Annotated in this window: 15 protein-coding genes; 10 read left to right on the top strand and 5 right to left on the bottom strand. The window is 65.7% G+C overall.

All coding sequences use genetic code 11. The annotated features are described in order from the left end of the window. The 10 genes from uvrC to ACX80M_RS02795 all read left to right on the top strand — a co-directional run bounded on the left by uvrC (position 1) and on the right by ACX80M_RS02795 (position 9978). Positions 1 to 2004, top strand: coding sequence for an excinuclease ABC subunit UvrC (gene uvrC / locus ACX80M_RS02840; RefSeq protein WP_459308726.1), 2004 nt, complete (start codon positions 1 to 3; stop codon positions 2002 to 2004). A gap of 72 nt (positions 2005 to 2076) precedes the next feature. Continuing rightward, the gene (rapZ, locus tag ACX80M_RS02835; RefSeq protein WP_058932525.1) at positions 2077 to 3000 is read left to right on the top strand and encodes an RNase adapter RapZ; all 924 of its coding nucleotides are present in this window, start codon (positions 2077 to 2079) and stop codon (positions 2998 to 3000) included. Continuing rightward, complete coding sequence (locus ACX80M_RS02830) at positions 3000 to 4019, top strand: gluconeogenesis factor YvcK family protein (RefSeq protein WP_252613752.1); 1020 nt, start codon at positions 3000 to 3002, stop codon at positions 4017 to 4019. The genes rapZ and ACX80M_RS02830 overlap by 1 nt, the downstream gene beginning before the upstream one ends. Before the next feature lie 9 nt (positions 4020 to 4028). Then, complete coding sequence (whiA, locus tag ACX80M_RS02825) at positions 4029 to 5009, top strand: DNA-binding protein WhiA (protein WP_056339766.1); 981 nt, start codon at positions 4029 to 4031, stop codon at positions 5007 to 5009. A gap of 111 nt (positions 5010 to 5120) precedes the next feature. After that, entirely contained in the window at positions 5121 to 5747 is a 627-nt protein-coding gene (locus ACX80M_RS02820; protein ID WP_252598776.1) for a superoxide dismutase, read from the top strand. 264 nt (positions 5748 to 6011) lie between these two features. Further along, entirely contained in the window at positions 6012 to 7022 is a 1011-nt protein-coding gene (gene gap / locus ACX80M_RS02815; protein WP_058932523.1) for a type I glyceraldehyde-3-phosphate dehydrogenase, read from the top strand. Positions 7023 to 7032: 10 nt separating this feature from the next. Further along, a complete protein-coding gene (locus ACX80M_RS02810; protein WP_459308721.1) occupies positions 7033 to 8259 on the top strand; it encodes a phosphoglycerate kinase in 1227 nt (408 codons plus the stop codon). Between the two features lie 87 nt (positions 8260 to 8346). Further along, positions 8347 to 9162, top strand: coding sequence for a triose-phosphate isomerase (gene tpiA / locus ACX80M_RS02805; RefSeq protein ID WP_141140574.1), 816 nt, complete (start codon positions 8347 to 8349; stop codon positions 9160 to 9162). Positions 9163 to 9213: 51 nt separating this feature from the next. Then, complete coding sequence (secG, locus tag ACX80M_RS02800; protein WP_252598778.1) at positions 9214 to 9471, top strand: preprotein translocase subunit SecG; 258 nt, start codon at positions 9214 to 9216, stop codon at positions 9469 to 9471. A 111-nt stretch (positions 9472 to 9582) separates the two neighbouring features. Then, complete coding sequence (locus tag ACX80M_RS02795; protein ID WP_252607942.1) at positions 9583 to 9978, top strand: RNA polymerase-binding protein RbpA; 396 nt, start codon at positions 9583 to 9585, stop codon at positions 9976 to 9978. Here ACX80M_RS02795 and pgl read toward each other — a convergent pair. Genes pgl through tal form a run of 5 tightly spaced genes read right to left on the bottom strand, consistent with a single transcriptional unit; the run spans position 9931 to position 16020 of the window. Then, entirely contained in the window at positions 9931 to 10749 is an 819-nt protein-coding gene (gene pgl / locus ACX80M_RS02790; protein ID WP_459308718.1) for a 6-phosphogluconolactonase, read from the bottom strand. The genes ACX80M_RS02795 and pgl overlap by 48 nt on opposite strands. Beyond that, positions 10739 to 11680 (bottom strand): glucose-6-phosphate dehydrogenase assembly protein OpcA, encoded by a 942-nt coding sequence (locus tag ACX80M_RS02785; protein WP_459308715.1) that lies wholly within the window; start codon positions 11678 to 11680, stop codon positions 10739 to 10741. The genes pgl and ACX80M_RS02785 overlap by 11 nt, the downstream gene beginning before the upstream one ends. Then, the gene (gene zwf / locus ACX80M_RS02780; RefSeq protein ID WP_459308713.1) at positions 11677 to 13248 is read right to left on the bottom strand and encodes a glucose-6-phosphate dehydrogenase; all 1572 of its coding nucleotides are present in this window, start codon (positions 13246 to 13248) and stop codon (positions 11677 to 11679) included. The genes ACX80M_RS02785 and zwf overlap by 4 nt, the downstream gene beginning before the upstream one ends. A gap of 15 nt (positions 13249 to 13263) precedes the next feature. Beyond that, the gene (locus ACX80M_RS02775) at positions 13264 to 14898 is read right to left on the bottom strand and encodes a glucose-6-phosphate isomerase (protein WP_459308711.1); all 1635 of its coding nucleotides are present in this window, start codon (positions 14896 to 14898) and stop codon (positions 13264 to 13266) included. Positions 14899 to 14904: 6 nt separating this feature from the next. Then, on the bottom strand, positions 14905 to 16020 hold the full coding sequence (tal, locus tag ACX80M_RS02770) for a transaldolase (protein ID WP_459308709.1): 1116 nt from the start codon (positions 16018 to 16020) through the stop codon (positions 14905 to 14907). Between the last annotated feature and the right edge of the window lie 20 nt (positions 16021 to 16040).

Raw genomic sequence — 16040 nt, 5'->3', positions numbered from 1 at the left:
GTGGCAGATCCAGCAAGTTACAGGCCCCAAACGGGTGAAATTCCCACCAATCCCGGGGTGTACCGGTTCCGCGATCCCCACGGCCGGGTCATCTACGTCGGCAAAGCCAAAAGCCTTCGCTCCCGCCTGAACTCCTACTTCGCGAATCCGGCGGGCCTGCTGCCCAAAACCCACGCAATGGTTCACACGGCCAGCAGTGTCGAGTGGACGGTGGTGGGCAGCGAGCTGGAGTCGCTGCAGCTTGAATACACCTGGATCAAGGAATACAAGCCACGCTTCAACGTGGTCTTCCGCGACGACAAAACCTATCCGTACCTGGCCCTCACCATGAGCGAGAAGCTCCCCAGGGTCCAGGTCATGCGGGGGGACCGCCGCAAAGGCACACGGTACTTCGGCCCGTACACGGCCGGCGCGATCCGGGAAACCATGGACACCTTGCTGCGGGTTTTCCCCGTCCGCAGCTGCAGCGCCGGGGTCCTCAAACGGGCCCAGGCGAGCGGCCGGCCCTGCCTGCTGGGCTACATCGACAAATGCTCGGCCCCCTGCGTTGGCCGGGTGACTCCCGAGGAACACCGGGCCCTGGCGGAGGACTTCTGCGCGTTTATGGGCGGCGAGGCCAAACGCTTCATCACCAAGCTCGAAAAGGAGATGGCCGACGCCGTCGGCACCCTCGACTACGAGCGTGCGGCGAGGCTCCGTGATGACATCTCCGCCCTGCGGAAGGTCTTTGAGCGCAACGCCGTGGTGCTCGCCGACGATACCGACGCCGATGTCTTCGCGCTGCACGAGGACGAGTTGGAGGCTGCCGTCCAGGTGTTCCACGTCAGGGGTGGCCGGATCCGTGGCCAGCGCGGCTGGGTAGTGGAAAAAGTGGAGGACGCCACCACCCCGGATCTCGTCGAACACCTGCTGCAGCAGGTCTACGGCGACGACGGCGACAGCCATGGCAGGCTGCCCCGCGAAGTCCTGGTGCCCGTCGAACCCAGCAACGCTGCGGAACTTACGGAATGGCTCGGCGGCCTGCGCGGAGCCAAGGTGGATGTCAGGGTGCCGCAGCGCGGCGACAAGGCCGCGCTCATGTCCACCGTCCGTGAAAATGCCGAGCACGCGCTCAAACTGCATAAGACCCGCCGTGCCGGGGACCTCACCGTGCGCTCCCAGGCACTGCAGGAGCTGCAGGAAGCCCTGGACCTGCCCGTGGCGCTCCTGCGGATCGAATGCTTCGATGTCTCCCACGTCCAGGGCACCAACGTCGTGGCGTCCATGGTGGTGGTCGAGGACGGGCTGCCCAAGAAGTCCGAATACCGGAAATTCTCCGTCACCGGGGCCGCAGCGGCAGACGACACCGCCGCCATGCACGACGTCCTGACCCGGCGCTTCCGGCATTACCTGCAGGACAAGTCGGCGCAGTCCGAGGCGTCCGCCCTGCCCGGGCACCAGGCCGCCTTGGAAGCAGCCGCTGCTGCGGTCCTGGACACCACCACGGCCGCCCCGCGGGCAAAATTCGCGTACCCGCCCAACCTGGTGGTGGTCGACGGCGGCAAGCCCCAGGTGAACGCCGCAGCCCGGGCCCTGGCGGACCTTGGCATTGAGGACGTCTACGTGGTGGGCCTGGCCAAACGCCTTGAGGAAGTCTGGCTGCCGGACAGCGACTTCCCCCTGATCCTGCCCAGGACGTCCCAGGGACTCTATCTGCTGCAGCGGATCCGTGACGAAGCCCACCGCTTCGCCATCACCTTCCACCGGCAGAAGCGCGGCAAGGCCATGACCGTCTCGGCGCTGGACGGAGTGCCGGGCCTTGGCGAGTCCAAACGCAAGACCCTGCTCACCCACTTCGGATCCGTCAAAGGCGTGAAAGCCGCCACCGCGGCCGAGCTCACGGCGGCCAAGGGCATTGGACCATCCCTTGCCAACGCCATCGTCGCCTACTTCAGCGGCGATGACACGGCCGGCGATGCGCTTTCGGCCGTGAATATGGCCACCGGCGAAATCATTGAAACCTAGGTAGGGTAAGGAACGCAGGTTTCCGCCATTGCGGGTGCCTGCCTTCATCTGAACAGGAACGGGGCGGAACGAATGGCAGACTCTACGGCGGAATCCGGGACGGAGCAGGACGGGCTGACGCCGGTCAAGCCCCTCGAAGCGGAACTGCTGGTGGTCACCGGTATGTCAGGGGCGGGACGCAGCACCGCCGCGGACGCACTGGAGGACCATGGCTGGTATGTCGTGGAAAACCTGCCGCCGCAGATGCTCGGCACCCTGGCCGAGATTGTCTCCCACGCTCCGCAGTCCATTCCGCGGCTGGCCGTGGTGATGGATGTCCGCAGCAAAGGCCTCTTTGTCGACGTCCGTGCGGCCCTGGGGGCCCTCGCCGCCAGTGGTGTCAAGTTCCGCGTCCTTTTCCTCGACGCCAAAGACGACGTCCTGGTCCGCCGGTTCGAGCAGGGCCGCAGGCCCCATCCGCTCCAGGAAGGCGGCCGCATCCTCGACGGCATTGCAGCCGAACGGGAGGTGCTCAAGGAACTGCGCGACAGCTCCGACGTCGTACTGGATACCTCGACCTACAACGTCCACGCCCTGGCTACCGCCATCACGGAACTCTTTAGCGAGACCGGCCCGGTGGCACTGCGGCTCAACGTCATGAGCTTTGGCTTCAAGTACGGACTGCCGGTGGATTCCAACTACGTTGCTGACGTCCGGTTCATCCCGAATCCGCACTGGGTCCCGCAGTTGCGCCCGCATACGGGCCTGGACAAGGACGTCAGCGATTATGTCCTCGAGGCGGAAGGTGTAAAGAACTTCGTGGACCGCTATGTCCTGGCGCTCGAGCCCGTCCTGGACGGTTACCGGCGCGAAAACAAGCACTACGCCACCATCGCCGTCGGCTGTACCGGCGGCAAGCACCGGTCCGTGGCCGTCGCCGTCGAGCTTTCCAAGAAACTGGCACAGTATCCGCGCGTGACCGTGACCACCACGCATCGGGATCTGGGCCGCGAGTAATGGGGATGTTCACCGGGCCCCTCCCGCTCGTACCGGTTTCCAGCGGAACGGCAGCCGGCCAGCAGGACAAGGGCCCCAACGTCGTGGCGCTCGGCGGCGGGCACGGACTGTCCGCTTCGCTCTCGGCGCTGCGGCTGCTCACCTCCGAGCTGACCGCCATTGTCACTGTGGCGGACGACGGCGGGTCTTCAGGGCGTCTGCGCGACGAGTACGGCGTCCTGCCGCCCGGAGACCTGCGCATGGCGCTCTCCGCCTTGTGCGATGACACGGACTGGGGACGCACCTGGCGCGACGTGATGCAGCACCGTTTCAGGCCAGGCCAGGGCAGCGGCGGATCGCTGGACGAGCATGCAATGGGCAACCTGCTCATCGTCACCCTTTGGGAGCTGCTGGACGACACCGTGGCCGGCCTGAAGTGGGCCGGCGCCCTGCTCGGTGCCCGTGGACAGGTCCTGCCCATGTCCACCGTTCCGCTGACCATTGAAGGTGACATCCGCGTCACTGCACCTGACGGCACGTTCGCGCTCCAGACAGTCCGCGGGCAGGCGCGGTGCGCCGTTGCCGGCTCGCTGGAGCACGTCCGCCTCCTGCCCGAACAGGCGCCGGCCTGCGTTGAAGCCCTGACAGCCATCGAACTGGCTGACTGGGTAATCCTGGGGCCGGGGTCCTGGTACACGTCCGTGCTGCCGCACCTGCTGCTCCCGGAAATGCGTGACGCCCTGAGTGCCACAGCCGCAAAACGCTGCCTCACCATGAACCTGGCCACGGACACCAAGGAGACCACGGGCATGTCGGCGGCGGACCACCTGTACGCACTGCGCCGGTATGCGCCGGACTTCAGCGTCGACGTTGTCTTGGCGGATCCCGCGTCGGTGCCGGACCGGCAGGAGTTCGAGAAAGCCGCCGGGATGATCGGCGCCGAGGTTGTCTTGGGTAAAGTGGGGGCGTCGGGCCGCCGACCCGTCCATGACCCCCTGCGTCTGGCAGCGGCGTACCACGACATTTTCGGGAACAGTTAGGAAGGTGCCATGGCACTGACATCATCGGTCAAGGAAGAACTGTCCCGTCTGGACATCAAGAAATCTTCAGTCCGCAAGGCAGAGGTCTCGGCAATGCTGCGCTTCGCCGGCGGCCTGCACATCATCTCGGGCAGGATCGTGATCGAAGCCGAGGTTGACCTCGCATCGACGGCGCGCAGGCTCCGGGCGGCCATTGCTGAGGTTTACGGGCACCAGAGCGAGATCATCGTCGTCTCCGGCGGCGGACTGCGCCGCGGCAGCCGGTACGTGGTGCGGGTAGTCCGCGACGGCGAGTCCCTGGCCCGGCAGACAGGCCTCCTGGACGGCCGCGGCCGGCCGGTGCGGGGGCTTCCCTCGGCCGTCGTTAACGGCTCGGCCGCCGACGCCGAGGCCGTGTGGCGTGGAGCTTTCCTGGCCCACGGGTCCCTCACGGAACCGGGCCGTTCGTCATCGCTTGAGGTCACCTGCCCGGGTCCCGAGTCGGCGCTTGCCCTCGTTGGTGCCGCCCGCCGTCTTGGCATCCAGGCCAAAGCCCGCGAAGTCAGGGGAGTGGACCGTGTGGTGATCCGCGACGGCGACACCATCGCCGCCCTGCTCATCCGCATGGGCGCCCACGACGCCCTGATGGTCTGGGAAGAACGCAGGATGCGCAAGGAAGTCAGGGCCACGGCCAACCGGCTGGCCAACTTTGACGACGCCAACCTGCGGCGCTCCGCCCAGGCGGCCGTGGCCGCCGGAGCCAGGGTTGACCGGGCACTGGAGATCCTGGGTGACGACGTCCCGGACCACCTCAAATACGCCGGCGAACTCCGGGTGGCCCACAAACAGGCGAGCCTGGACGAGCTGGGGCGCCTGGCAGATCCGGTAATGACCAAGGACGCCATCGCCGGCCGCATCCGCCGGCTCCTGGCCATGGCGGATAAGCGGGCCATCGATTTGGGGATCCCTGGCACTGATGCCAATGTGACGCCTGAGATGCTGGACGAGTAGCGGCGCCCCTAGAATCAGAGCGTTCACCCTGATCTTCCGGATGCCAGTCATCCGGATGCACAATCCGAGAGTTACAACCCGGACAGACCGTCCACGACATTGGAGGATTTTGTGACCGAGTACGTACTGCCAGAACTCAGCTACGACTACGCGGCGCTTGAGCCGCACATTTCGGCGCGCATCATGGAGCTGCACCACAGCAAGCACCACGCTGCCTACGTTGCAGGTGCCAACAACGCCCTTGCCCAGCTGGCAGAGGCGCGCGACAAGGGCGATTTCGCCAACATCAACCGCCTTTCGAAGGACCTCGCGTTCCACACCGGCGGCCACATCAACCACTCGGTGTTCTGGAACAACCTGTCACCGGACGGCGGCGACAAGCCTGAGGGCGAGCTGGCGGCTGCCATCGATGACGCCTTCGGTTCCTTCGACGCCTTCCGCGCACAGTTCTCCGCGGCTGCCCTTGGCCTGCAGGGATCGGGCTGGGGTTTCCTGGCCTACGAGCCGATCGGTGGCAACCTGGTCATCGAGCAGCTCTACGACCAGCAGGGCAACGTGGCTCTCGGCACCACGCCGCTGCTGATGCTGGACATGTGGGAGCACGCCTTCTACCTGGACTACGTCAACGTCAAGGCTGACTACGTCAAGGCCTTCTGGAACATTGTCAACTGGGCCGATGTCGCCAAGCGCTTCGCTGCTGCACGCACCAACGCCACGGGCCTCATCACCCTGCCGTAGTGACCCGCAGTACATGAGCGTGTAACAAACTTCACATTTCGGCGTGATTCCGGCCGGAATGTGGAAGGTCCGCCCCCGCACTTGCGGGGGCGGACCTACTTAAACGTAAGATGGATCACGGAAGGCGGTCTGCCTTCAGCAATGTGGCTGGTCGCCCTCCGATCTGTTAATCATCTCTGCCCAATGGCGTGCGGGATCTGTTAGTTGGCTTCAATGCCCGCTCAACTAGTTTGTGCTTAATCAAGCACCAAGGAGACTGAACAAGTGACGACCCGTATTGGTATCAACGGCTTCGGCCGCATCGGCCGCAACTACTTCCGCGCAGCCCTCGCACAGGGCGCGGACCTGGAGATCGTTGCCGTCAACGACCTCACCAGCCCTGAGGCACTGGCCCACCTGCTTAAGTACGACTCCGTCGGCGGCCGCCTGAAGGAAACCGTTGAGGTCAAGGACGGCAACATCGTTGTCGACGGCAACGTCATCAAGGTTCTCGCCGAACGCGATCCCGCCAACTTGCCCTGGGGCGAGCTGGGCGTCGACATCGTCATCGAGTCCACCGGCTTCTTCACCAAGGCCGCTGCCGCGCAGAAGCACATCGACGCAGGCGCCAAGAAGGTCCTGATCTCCGCACCTGCCTCCGACGAGGACATCACCATCGTGATGGGCGTCAACGAGGGCCTGTACGACAACGCGGCGCACAACATCATTTCCAACGCGTCCTGCACCACCAACTGCCTGGGCCCGCTGGCCAAGGTCCTCAACGACACCTTCGGCATCGAGCGTGGCCTGATGACCACCATCCACGCCTACACGGCTGACCAGAACCTGCAGGACGGCCCGCACAACGACCTCCGCCGTGCCCGTGCCGCCGCCATCAACATGGTTCCCACCTCCACGGGTGCGGCCAAGGCGATCGGCCTGGTCCTGCCCGAGCTCAAGGGCAAGCTGGACGGCTTCGCCATCCGCGTGCCCGTCCCCACCGGCTCGGCCACCGACCTCACCGTCACGGTCTCCCGCGAGACTACCGTCGAGGAAGTCAACGCGGCGCTGAAGAAGGCTTCTGAGTCCGACGAGTTCCAGGGCATCCTGACCTACACGGACGCACCGATCGTGTCCTCGGACATCGTCGGGGACCCGGCGTCGTCGATCTTCGACTCCGGCCTGACCAAGGTCATCGGCAACCAGGTCAAGGTTGTTTCCTGGTATGACAACGAATGGGGCTACTCCAACCGCCTCGTGGACCTCACGGAGCTCGTCGCAGCCAAGCTGGGCTAGGGTTAGACACATGACATTCCACACCCTCAACGAACTGATCGCTGAAGGTGTCCGCGGGCGGTACATTCTTGTCAGAAGTGACCTGAATGTGCCGCTCGACGGCTCTACAGTGACTGACGACGGCCGCATCAAGGCCTCTCTGCCAGTACTGGGAAAGCTCACGGACGCCGGTGCCCGCGTGCTGGTAACAGCCCACCTCGGACGCCCCAAGGGCGCTCCGGAGGAAAAGTACTCCCTCCGGCCTGCCGTAGCGCGGCTCGCCGAACTTGCCGCCTTCAAGGTCTCGCTCGCGAAGGACACCGTGGGCAGCTCCGCTAAGGAATTCGCCTCCTCCCTTCAGGACGGCGAGGTCCTCGTCCTGGAGAACGTGCGCTTCGACGCCCGGGAGACCAGCAAGGACGACGCCGAACGCGGCGCCTTCGCGGACGAACTGGTGGCCCTGACCGGGGCCAACGGCGCCTACGTTGACGACGCCTTTGGTGCCGTGCACCGCAAGCACGCCAGTGTCTACGACGTCGCCACCCGGCTCCCGTCCTACCAGGGCGATCTTGTGCACACCGAGGTGGAGGTCCTGCGGAAGCTGACAGCTGACACGCAGCGGCCCTACGTGGTGGTGCTCGGCGGCTCCAAGGTCTCCGACAAGCTGGCGGTCATCGACAACCTCATCGGCAAGGCCGACACCATCCTGGTGGGCGGCGGCATGCTCTTCACGTTCCTGGCAGCAGAGGGCCACAGCGTGGCCGGCAGCCTCCTGGAAGAAGACCAGATCCCGGTTGTCCAGGACTACCTGAAGCGGGCTGCCGGTGCCGGCACCGAATTCATTGTGCCCACCGACGTTGTGGTGGCCGGTAAGTTCGCGTCCGACGCTGACTACGAGACTGTCCCCGCGGACGGCATCGAGGGCAGCAGCTTCGGTGCCCGGGGCATCGGCCTGGACATCGGACCGGACTCTGCAGCCGCTTTTGCGGACCGCATCAAGGGCGCCAAAACGGTGTTCTGGAACGGGCCCATGGGCGTCTTTGAATTCGAAGCATTCTCCGGCGGAACCCGCGCCGTGGCCCAGGCCCTCACCGAGGTCGACGCGTTCACCGTGGTCGGCGGCGGCGACTCCGCTGCCGCCGTGCGGACGCTCGGCTTCGCTGACGACCAGTTCGGTCACATTTCCACCGGCGGCGGCGCCAGCCTGGAATATCTCGAAGGCAAGGAACTCCCGGGACTCAGCGTCCTGGACCGTTAGGCACCTGGACTGCCAAGTCCTCCGGCCGGCAGGGTGCCCGCGGGCACCCTGCCGGCCGCACACATATCAAGTACTTTTGGAGAACACGTGACTACGTCAACGAACGGCGCTTTTGACCGCACGCCTCTCATTGCAGGCAACTGGAAGATGAACATGGACCATGTCCAGGGCATCACCCTCCTGCAAAAACTGGCCTGGACCCTGTCCGACGCCAAGCACGACTACAACCGGGTCGAGGTGGCCGTCTTCCCGCCATTCACCGACCTCCGCGGCGTGCAGACCCTCGTCCAGGGAGATGAACTGGACATAGCCTACGGCGGCCAGGACCTCTCCCAGTTCGACTCGGGCGCCTACACGGGCGACACCTCCGGCCAGTTCCTGAACAAGCTGGGCTGCCGCTACGTCCTGGTGGGGCACAGTGAACGCCGCACCATCCACCAGGAATCCGACGAAGTGCTCAACGCCAAGGTCAAGGCAGCGTTCAAGCACAGTGTCACTCCGGTCCTTTGCGTGGGGGAAGGCCTGGAAATCCGCCAGGCCGGCACGCATGTCGAGCACACGCTGACACAGCTCCGGGCGAACGTCGCCGGTTTGACGGCCGAGCAGGCGGCAGAGCTTGTGGTGGCCTACGAGCCCGTCTGGGCCATCGGCACCGGTGAAGTGGCCGGGCCGGAGGACGCCCAGGAAATGTGCGCCGCCATCCGCGCGGAACTGGCCACGCTCTTCGGCGATGACGTTGCGGCGAAGATCCGTCTGCTCTACGGCGGCTCGGTCAAGGCCAATAATGTCGCCGCGATCCTGAAGGAACGCGACGTTGACGGCGTGTTGGTCGGCGGGGCAAGTCTCGATCCCGCGGAGTTTGCTAATATTGTCAGGTTCGAGAGTCACCTGGTGACGGACTAGTCCGTCACTCAGCTCCAGGCTCCCGCAATTCCAATCTTCTGAAAGGCCGTCGTGGACGTTCTTCATGTCATTCTGCAGATTCTCCTGGGCATCACCAGCCTTCTGCTGACCCTGCTTATCCTCCTCCACAAGGGCCGGGGTGGCGGGCTGTCGGACATGTTCGGCGGCGGTATGAGTTCCGGCCTCAGCTCCTCCGGCGTGGCCGAGCGGAACCTGAACAGGTTCACGGTGATTCTGGGCGTTACCTGGGGCGTCGTGATCATCGCCCTTGGCCTGTTCATGCGCTTCAGCGGCGCAGGGGACTCATAGCTCCTGCAACTGATCGTCGCCCGGCACTGCCGCGATGGGGAACTCCGAACTAAACTGTGGCTGTTGGCTTCCAACAGCCACAGTTTTGTGTTTAAGCAGCCAGGAGTCCCGATGGTACATAGTGCGTCAGCGTTCCGCGGCACCCGGGTGGGTGTCACAGAAGGAGCCGGTCCCAAGAACCAGTCAGAAGCGGCCTCGGGCGAGAGGGTGCCCCGTATCAGGGTTTCCTTTTGGTGCGCCAAGGGGCATGAGACCCAGCTTGTTTTCCTGCGGTTGCCGGAGGAGCAGCTTCCCACGGTCTGGGACTGCCGGCGCTGCGGGGCTCCGGCATCACGGGACGGCAAGGAAGCCGACCTGCCGGACCCGCTGGACGAAGGCTTCAAGAGCCACCTTGAATACGTTAAAGAACGGCGCTCCGACCAGGACGCCCAAGCTGTCCTGGCCGGAGCGCTGGAAAGGCTACGCGCCGGCGGCGTCCTTCCGGACGAGCTGCTGCGGGACGCGTGACGCTGCGTTTTCGTCGATAAGCCACAGCGTGCGGGATGTTCCCCGCGGGCCTGCCGCCGGTACCTGTACCGGGTTGGCGCCCGCCAGGGCCAGGCCCACCGCGCCGGCCTTGTCCTCGCCCGCCACCACCATCCAGACCTCGGCAGCAGTGTTTATGGCGGGAAGCGTGAGCGAGATCCGCTGGGGCGGCGGCTTGGGGGAATTGCGGACGCCAACGACTGTCCGCTCCTTCTCCCGGATTCCGCCCTGCTCCGGGAAGAGCGAGGCCACGTGGGCGTCCGGGCCAACGCCCAGCAGCACAACGTCCAGCCGCGGCAGTACTCCCGGTTCGTCCGGACGGTCGTCGGACATGTCGGCAGCGTGTTCGGCCTGGGCTGCTTCCCGGAGCCTGCGCGCGTAGTCCTCGGCGGCTTCCTCGGGCGTGTCGAAGTCATCCGAGGAGGCAGGCTGGTTGATCCTTGCAGGATCAACCGGAATGCTCGACAGGAGTGCAGCAAATGCCTGCCTGGTGTTCCGGTCGGGATGGTCCGCGGCAACAAAGCGCTCGTCACCCCACCAAAAGTTCACCCTGGACCAGTCGACGGCCGGCGCTGCCGGAGAATCCGCAACAGCCTTCAGCGTTCCGATGCCTACTGTGCCGCCGGTCAGCACCACCGTGGCCTCACCGTGCTTGTCCTGCACATCCACCAGCTTGGTGATCAGGCGGGCCGCAATGGCGGCCATCAGGACGGACGAATCAGGATGGATGCTAACTCTTGGCTCAACGCTCACTGGGTCGGACGCTCCTTAGATTGGTACGTGGCAGTCCAATAGTAATCACTTCGCCGAACACTTCGTCGGGGTCGAGGCGGCGGAGCTCTTCGGCGAGGCAGTCTTTGAGGCTGCGGCGTGGGAGGGAGATGCGTTGGGCGGGCTGTCCGGGCTGGGTGAGTTCGGCGACGGAGAGTCCGGGGCGGAAGAGCTGGACGTCGCCGGTGTGGCGCGTGAGCCGGACCCGGCGGATACCGGTGCCGGCGGGGTCCGCGACGATGGTCACAGGCGCGTCCAGGGCCAGGGTCAGCCATGCCGCCAGCAGGATGGTGGACGGTGAGTCGGAGGCGCCTTCGACGGCCACAGCGGTCACGGGGGAGGCGTCCACCTGGTCCAGGACTGCCGCGAGCTGGATCCGCCAGTTGGTCAGCCGGGTCCAGGCGAGGTCGGTGTCCCCGGCCTTGTACGTGGCCCGGATGTTCTCCAGCGCGGCCTGGGGATCGGTTTCGTTCGCGGAGTCGGTGATCCGGCGGTGCGCGATCCGGCCCACGGAGGTTTCGCAGGCGTTCTTCGGTGCCCCGTGCGGCCACCAGGCCACGATCGGCGCGTCCGGCAGGAGCAGGGCCGCGACCAGGGATTCGCTTTCGTGGGCGAGCTCGCCGTAGCCGCGGAGCACGATGACCTCGGACGCGCCCGCGTCACCGCCCACCCGGATCTGCGCGTCGAGCCGGTTCGGGGCCTGGGCTCCGGCGTCGGCGAGGACGATGATCCGGCAGGGGTGTTCGCGGCTGGCCTCGTTCGCGGCCTCGATCGCTTCTTCCTCGAGCCCGGAGCGGGTGACGACCACGAGGGTCAGGACCCGGCCCAGGGCGATCACGCCGCCCTGCTCACGCAGGGAGGTGATCTTCTTGGAGATCTTCGAGGTGGTGGTGTCCGGCAAATCTACAATCATGGCCTTCTCCAGGTTCGTCCGTCGCGGGCCAGCAGTTCATCGGCCGAGGCAGGGCCCCAGGACCCCGGGGCGTAAGGCTCCGGCTGCTCAGCCAACCCGGCCCAGTAATCTTCAAAGGGGTCCAGGATCTTCCAGGACAGCTCCACTTCCGCGTGCCGCGGGAACAGCGGCGGCTCGCCCAGGAGCACATCGAGGATCAGCCGCTCATACGCTTCCGGGCTGGACTCGGTAAAGGAATGCCCGTAGCCGAAGTCCATGGTCACGTCCCGGACTTCCATCTGCGTGCCAGGGACCTTGGACCCGAACCGGATCGTCGCACCCTCATCGGGCTGGACCCGGATCACCACGGCGTTCTGGCCGAAGTCATCCTCACCATGATCACGGAACAGCAGGTTCGGGGCGCGTTTGAACACCACCGCGATCTCCGTCACCCGCCGGCCCAGACGCTTGCCCGCACGCAGGTAGAACGGCACACCGGCCCACCGGCGGGTATGGATATCCACCCGGATCGCCGCGAACGTCTCGGTCTTCGAATCCGCCGGGATACCCTCTTCTTCCAGGTAGCCCTGGACCTGTTCCCCGCCCTGCCAGCCGCCGGCGAACTGCCCCCGCGCCGAATGCGTCGACAGATCCTCCGGGAGCTTGACCGCGGCAAGGACCTTTTCCTTCTCCGCCCGCAGGTCATCGGCGTTGAAGGAAATGGGCTCCTCCATCGCCGTCAAAGCCAGCAGCTGGAGCAGGTGGTTCTGGATCACGTCCCGGGCCGCGCCCACCCCGTCGTAATACCCGGCGCGGCCGCCCGTGCCGATGTCCTCGGCCATCGTGATCTGGACGTGGTCCACATAATTGGCGTTCCACAACGGCTCGAACAACTGGTTCGCGAAACGCAGCGCCAGGATGTTCTGGACCGTTTCCTTACCCAGGTAATGATCGATCCGGAACACCGCATCCGGCGGGAAGACCGACTCCACAATGTCGTTCAGCTGCCGGGCCGAGTCCAGGTCATGCCCGAACGGCTTCTCGATCACCACCCGCCGCCACTTCTCACTCTCAGCCTGCGCGAGGCCGTGCTTGGACAGCTGGCGGCAGACCTGTTCAAACGCCTTCGGCGGGATCGAGAGGTAAAACGCGTGATTGCCCCGCGTTCCGCGCTGCTCATCGAGCTCAGCGATCGTGTCACCCAACCGCTCAAAGGCGTCATCGTCGTCGAACTCGCCCTGGACAAAACGGATACCCTCGGCGAGCTGGTTCCACACCGCCTCATCAAACGGCGTCCGCGAGTACGACTTCACCGACGCCTTCACCTCAGCAGCGAACTCCGCATCACTCCACGGACGGCGGCCGAAACCCACCAACGCGAAACTCGGCGGCAACAGCCCCCGGTTCGCCAGGTCATACACGGCCGGCATGAGCTTCTTACGGGCAAGATCCCCGGTCACCCCGAAGAGCACCAACGAGGACGGACCGGCAATCCGATTCAGACGACGGTCACGGGGATCCCGGAGCGGATTCCGCCCTGATCGCCCGGAACGCGTCGCGGAATTCCTGCCGTTTTCAGTTTCTGGCATGTTTGCTGTTGAGCCTTAGTTTTCGGTGACGGAAGCTGACCGGGCTGCGAGTGCTGCAATGATCTCCTGCAGCTGTGCAACTCCGGCGGCGCGGTCGGTCAGGTGCAGTCGCAGGACAGGGCGGCCATGGCCGGCCAGGACCTGGGCGTCGCCCGCGGCCTGGGCGGAAATCAGTTCCCCGAACGTGAACGGACGGTCCGGGATGGCCAGGTCTTCCGCAGGAGCGGCCGTGACCTGGAGAAAGACTCCAATGGCGGGTCCGCCCTTGTGGAACTGCCCGGTGGAGTGCAGGAACCGCGGGCCCCAGCCAAACGTGACGGGACGGCCGCTTACGCCGGCAAGCGGGTCGCGGATGCCTTCCAGCTCTGCGAAGGCCAGCCGGTCAAAGTAGGCATGGACGCTGAGGTAGCTGTCGTCGTCGAGCGTTCCAAGGAGGGCGCCGACGGCTTCCTCCGCGGTGGCTGCCCCACGGAGCCAGTCACCGCCGCGGACCTCAACGGCGCCGTCCACGAAGGCGGCAGGGGTCGGTTCGGGCTGGGCATCCAGCAGGCCGCGGGCGGCAACCTTGGCTGCCTCCACGTCCGGCTGGTCATACGGGTTGATGCCCAGGAGGCGCCCGGCCACGGCAGTGGCGAACTCCCACACCATCATCTGGGTGGCCAGGCCGCCCGCGATGGCTACCTCGTTGTCACCGAGTTCGACGTCGGCATCCGCGGCTACCAGCCGCACCACCAGGACGTCCGCGGCGCCGGAGGTGACCTCCGGTGACGTGGGTCCGGCAACCACCGGCAGGACGCCGGTACCGAGCTTGCCGGTGGATTCGGCGATGAGCTGTTCGGCCCAGTCCGCGAAGCCCACGATGCCGGAGCCGTCCTCGGCGATGACAATCTTGTTGCGCAGCGGGTTGGTTCCGCCCAGGGCTGTTCCGAGGGCCAGCCCGATGTTCTCGGCGGCGTCCTCGTTCAGGATCTCGGCGGCTTCCTCGGCCTCATCCAGGAAGGCCTGGATGTCCACACCGGCCAGGCCCGAGGGGACCAGTCCGAATGCGGTGAGGGCTGAGTAGCGGCCGCCCACGTTCGGATCGGCGTTGAAGACGGCGCGGTAGCCGGCCTCACGCGAGGCCTTATCCAGCGGGGACCCGGGATCGGTGACGATGATGATCCGGCTCTTCGCTTCGATGCCGGCCTCGGTGAAGGCGTGCTCGAAGATCCGGCGCTGGGAGTCGGTCTCCAGGGTTGAACCGGACTTGGACGAAACCACAATCGCGGTTTCGGCCAGCCGGTCTGCGAGGGCAGCACGGACCTGGTCGGGGTCGGTGCTGTCCAGCACTGTCAGCTCGACGCCAGCGGTGCTGGCGATGACCTCGGGAGCCAGCGAAGATCCGCCCATGCCGCAAAGCACGATGCGGGTCACGCCGTCAGCCTTGAGGGCATCACGGAGCTCGAGGATGCCGGCCACGAGGGCCTGTGAGACGGTGGCCGCCTCCACCCAGCCGAGGCGGACAGCGGACTCGGCCTCGGCGTCGGGACCCCACAGGGTGTGGTCCTTGGCGAAGATCCGGGTGGCGATGCGGTCCGCCACGAGGGCGGGCAGGTGCTGCTCGAGTGCCTGCTGCGCGGCACCGGTGGCGTCGTAGCTGAGAGTGCTCATAGTGGGTTAGGAGGCCTTCCGTGCGGCGGCAAGGGCACCTTCGACGTCGCCCAGGAGTTCCTTCCAGCTGGCCACGAACTTGTCCAGGCCTTCGGATTCGAGGAGGGCGACAACCTCGTTGTAGGAGATGCCCAGTGCGTCCAGCGCGTCCAGCGTGGCGTTGGCCTCGGTGAACGTGCCGGAGACGGTGTCGCCGGTGACGACGCCGTGGTCGAACGTGGCATCGAGGGTCTTCTCCGGCATGGTGTTCACGACGCCGGGGGCTGCCAGTTCGGTGACGTACAGGGTGTCCGGGTAAGCCGGGTCCTTGACGCCGGTGGAGGCCCACAGCGGACGCTGGGGGAGGGCGCCGGCTTCAGCCAGCAGTGCCCAGCGTTCGGTGGCGAAGAGCTCCTCGTAGACCTGGTAGGCCAAGCGTGCGTTGGCCACGCCTGCCTTGCCCTTGAGGGCCTTGGCCTCGTCGGTGCCGATGGCGTCGAGGCGCTTGTCGATTTCGGAGTCCACGCGGGACACGAAGAACGACGCGACCGAGTGGATCTTGGACAGGTCGTGGCCGTTGTCCTTGGCCTGCTCCAGGCCTGACTGGAAGGCGTTGATGACTGCGCGGTAGCGCTCGAGCGAGAAGATCAGGGTCACGTTGACGCTGATGCCCTCGGCCAGTGTCGCGGTGATCGCTTCGAGGCCTTCGAGGGTTGCCGGGATCTTGATGTGGACGTTGTCCTTGTTGACCTTCTTGTACAGGTGCTTGGCTTCGGCAATGGTGCCGGCCGTGTCCCAGGCGAGGCGCGGGTCAACTTCGATGGACACGCGGCCGTCAACACCGTTGGTGGCTGCTGCCACCGGTGCGAAGAGGTCGCAGGCGTCGGCGACGTCGGTGGTGGTGATTTCGAAGATGGTCTCCTCGACGCTGGCGCCGGCTGCTGCCTGGGCCGCGATGGTGGCGTCGTAGTCTGTGCCGGCCGTGATGGCGGCGTGGAAGATGGACGGGTTGGTGGTCACACCAACAACGTTCTTCTCTTCGATCAGCTTCTGCAGCGTGCCGGTCTCAAGGCGGCTGCGGGAAAGGTCATCGAGCCAGATGGATACTCCGGCGTCGGAGAGCTGCTGTGTAGGGGTAGTCATGGTGATATCTCCTAAAATCT

This window comes from Pseudarthrobacter sp. MDT1-22 (assembly GCF_054511035.1).
This window is presented reverse-complemented; position numbering and strand designations above follow the sequence as displayed.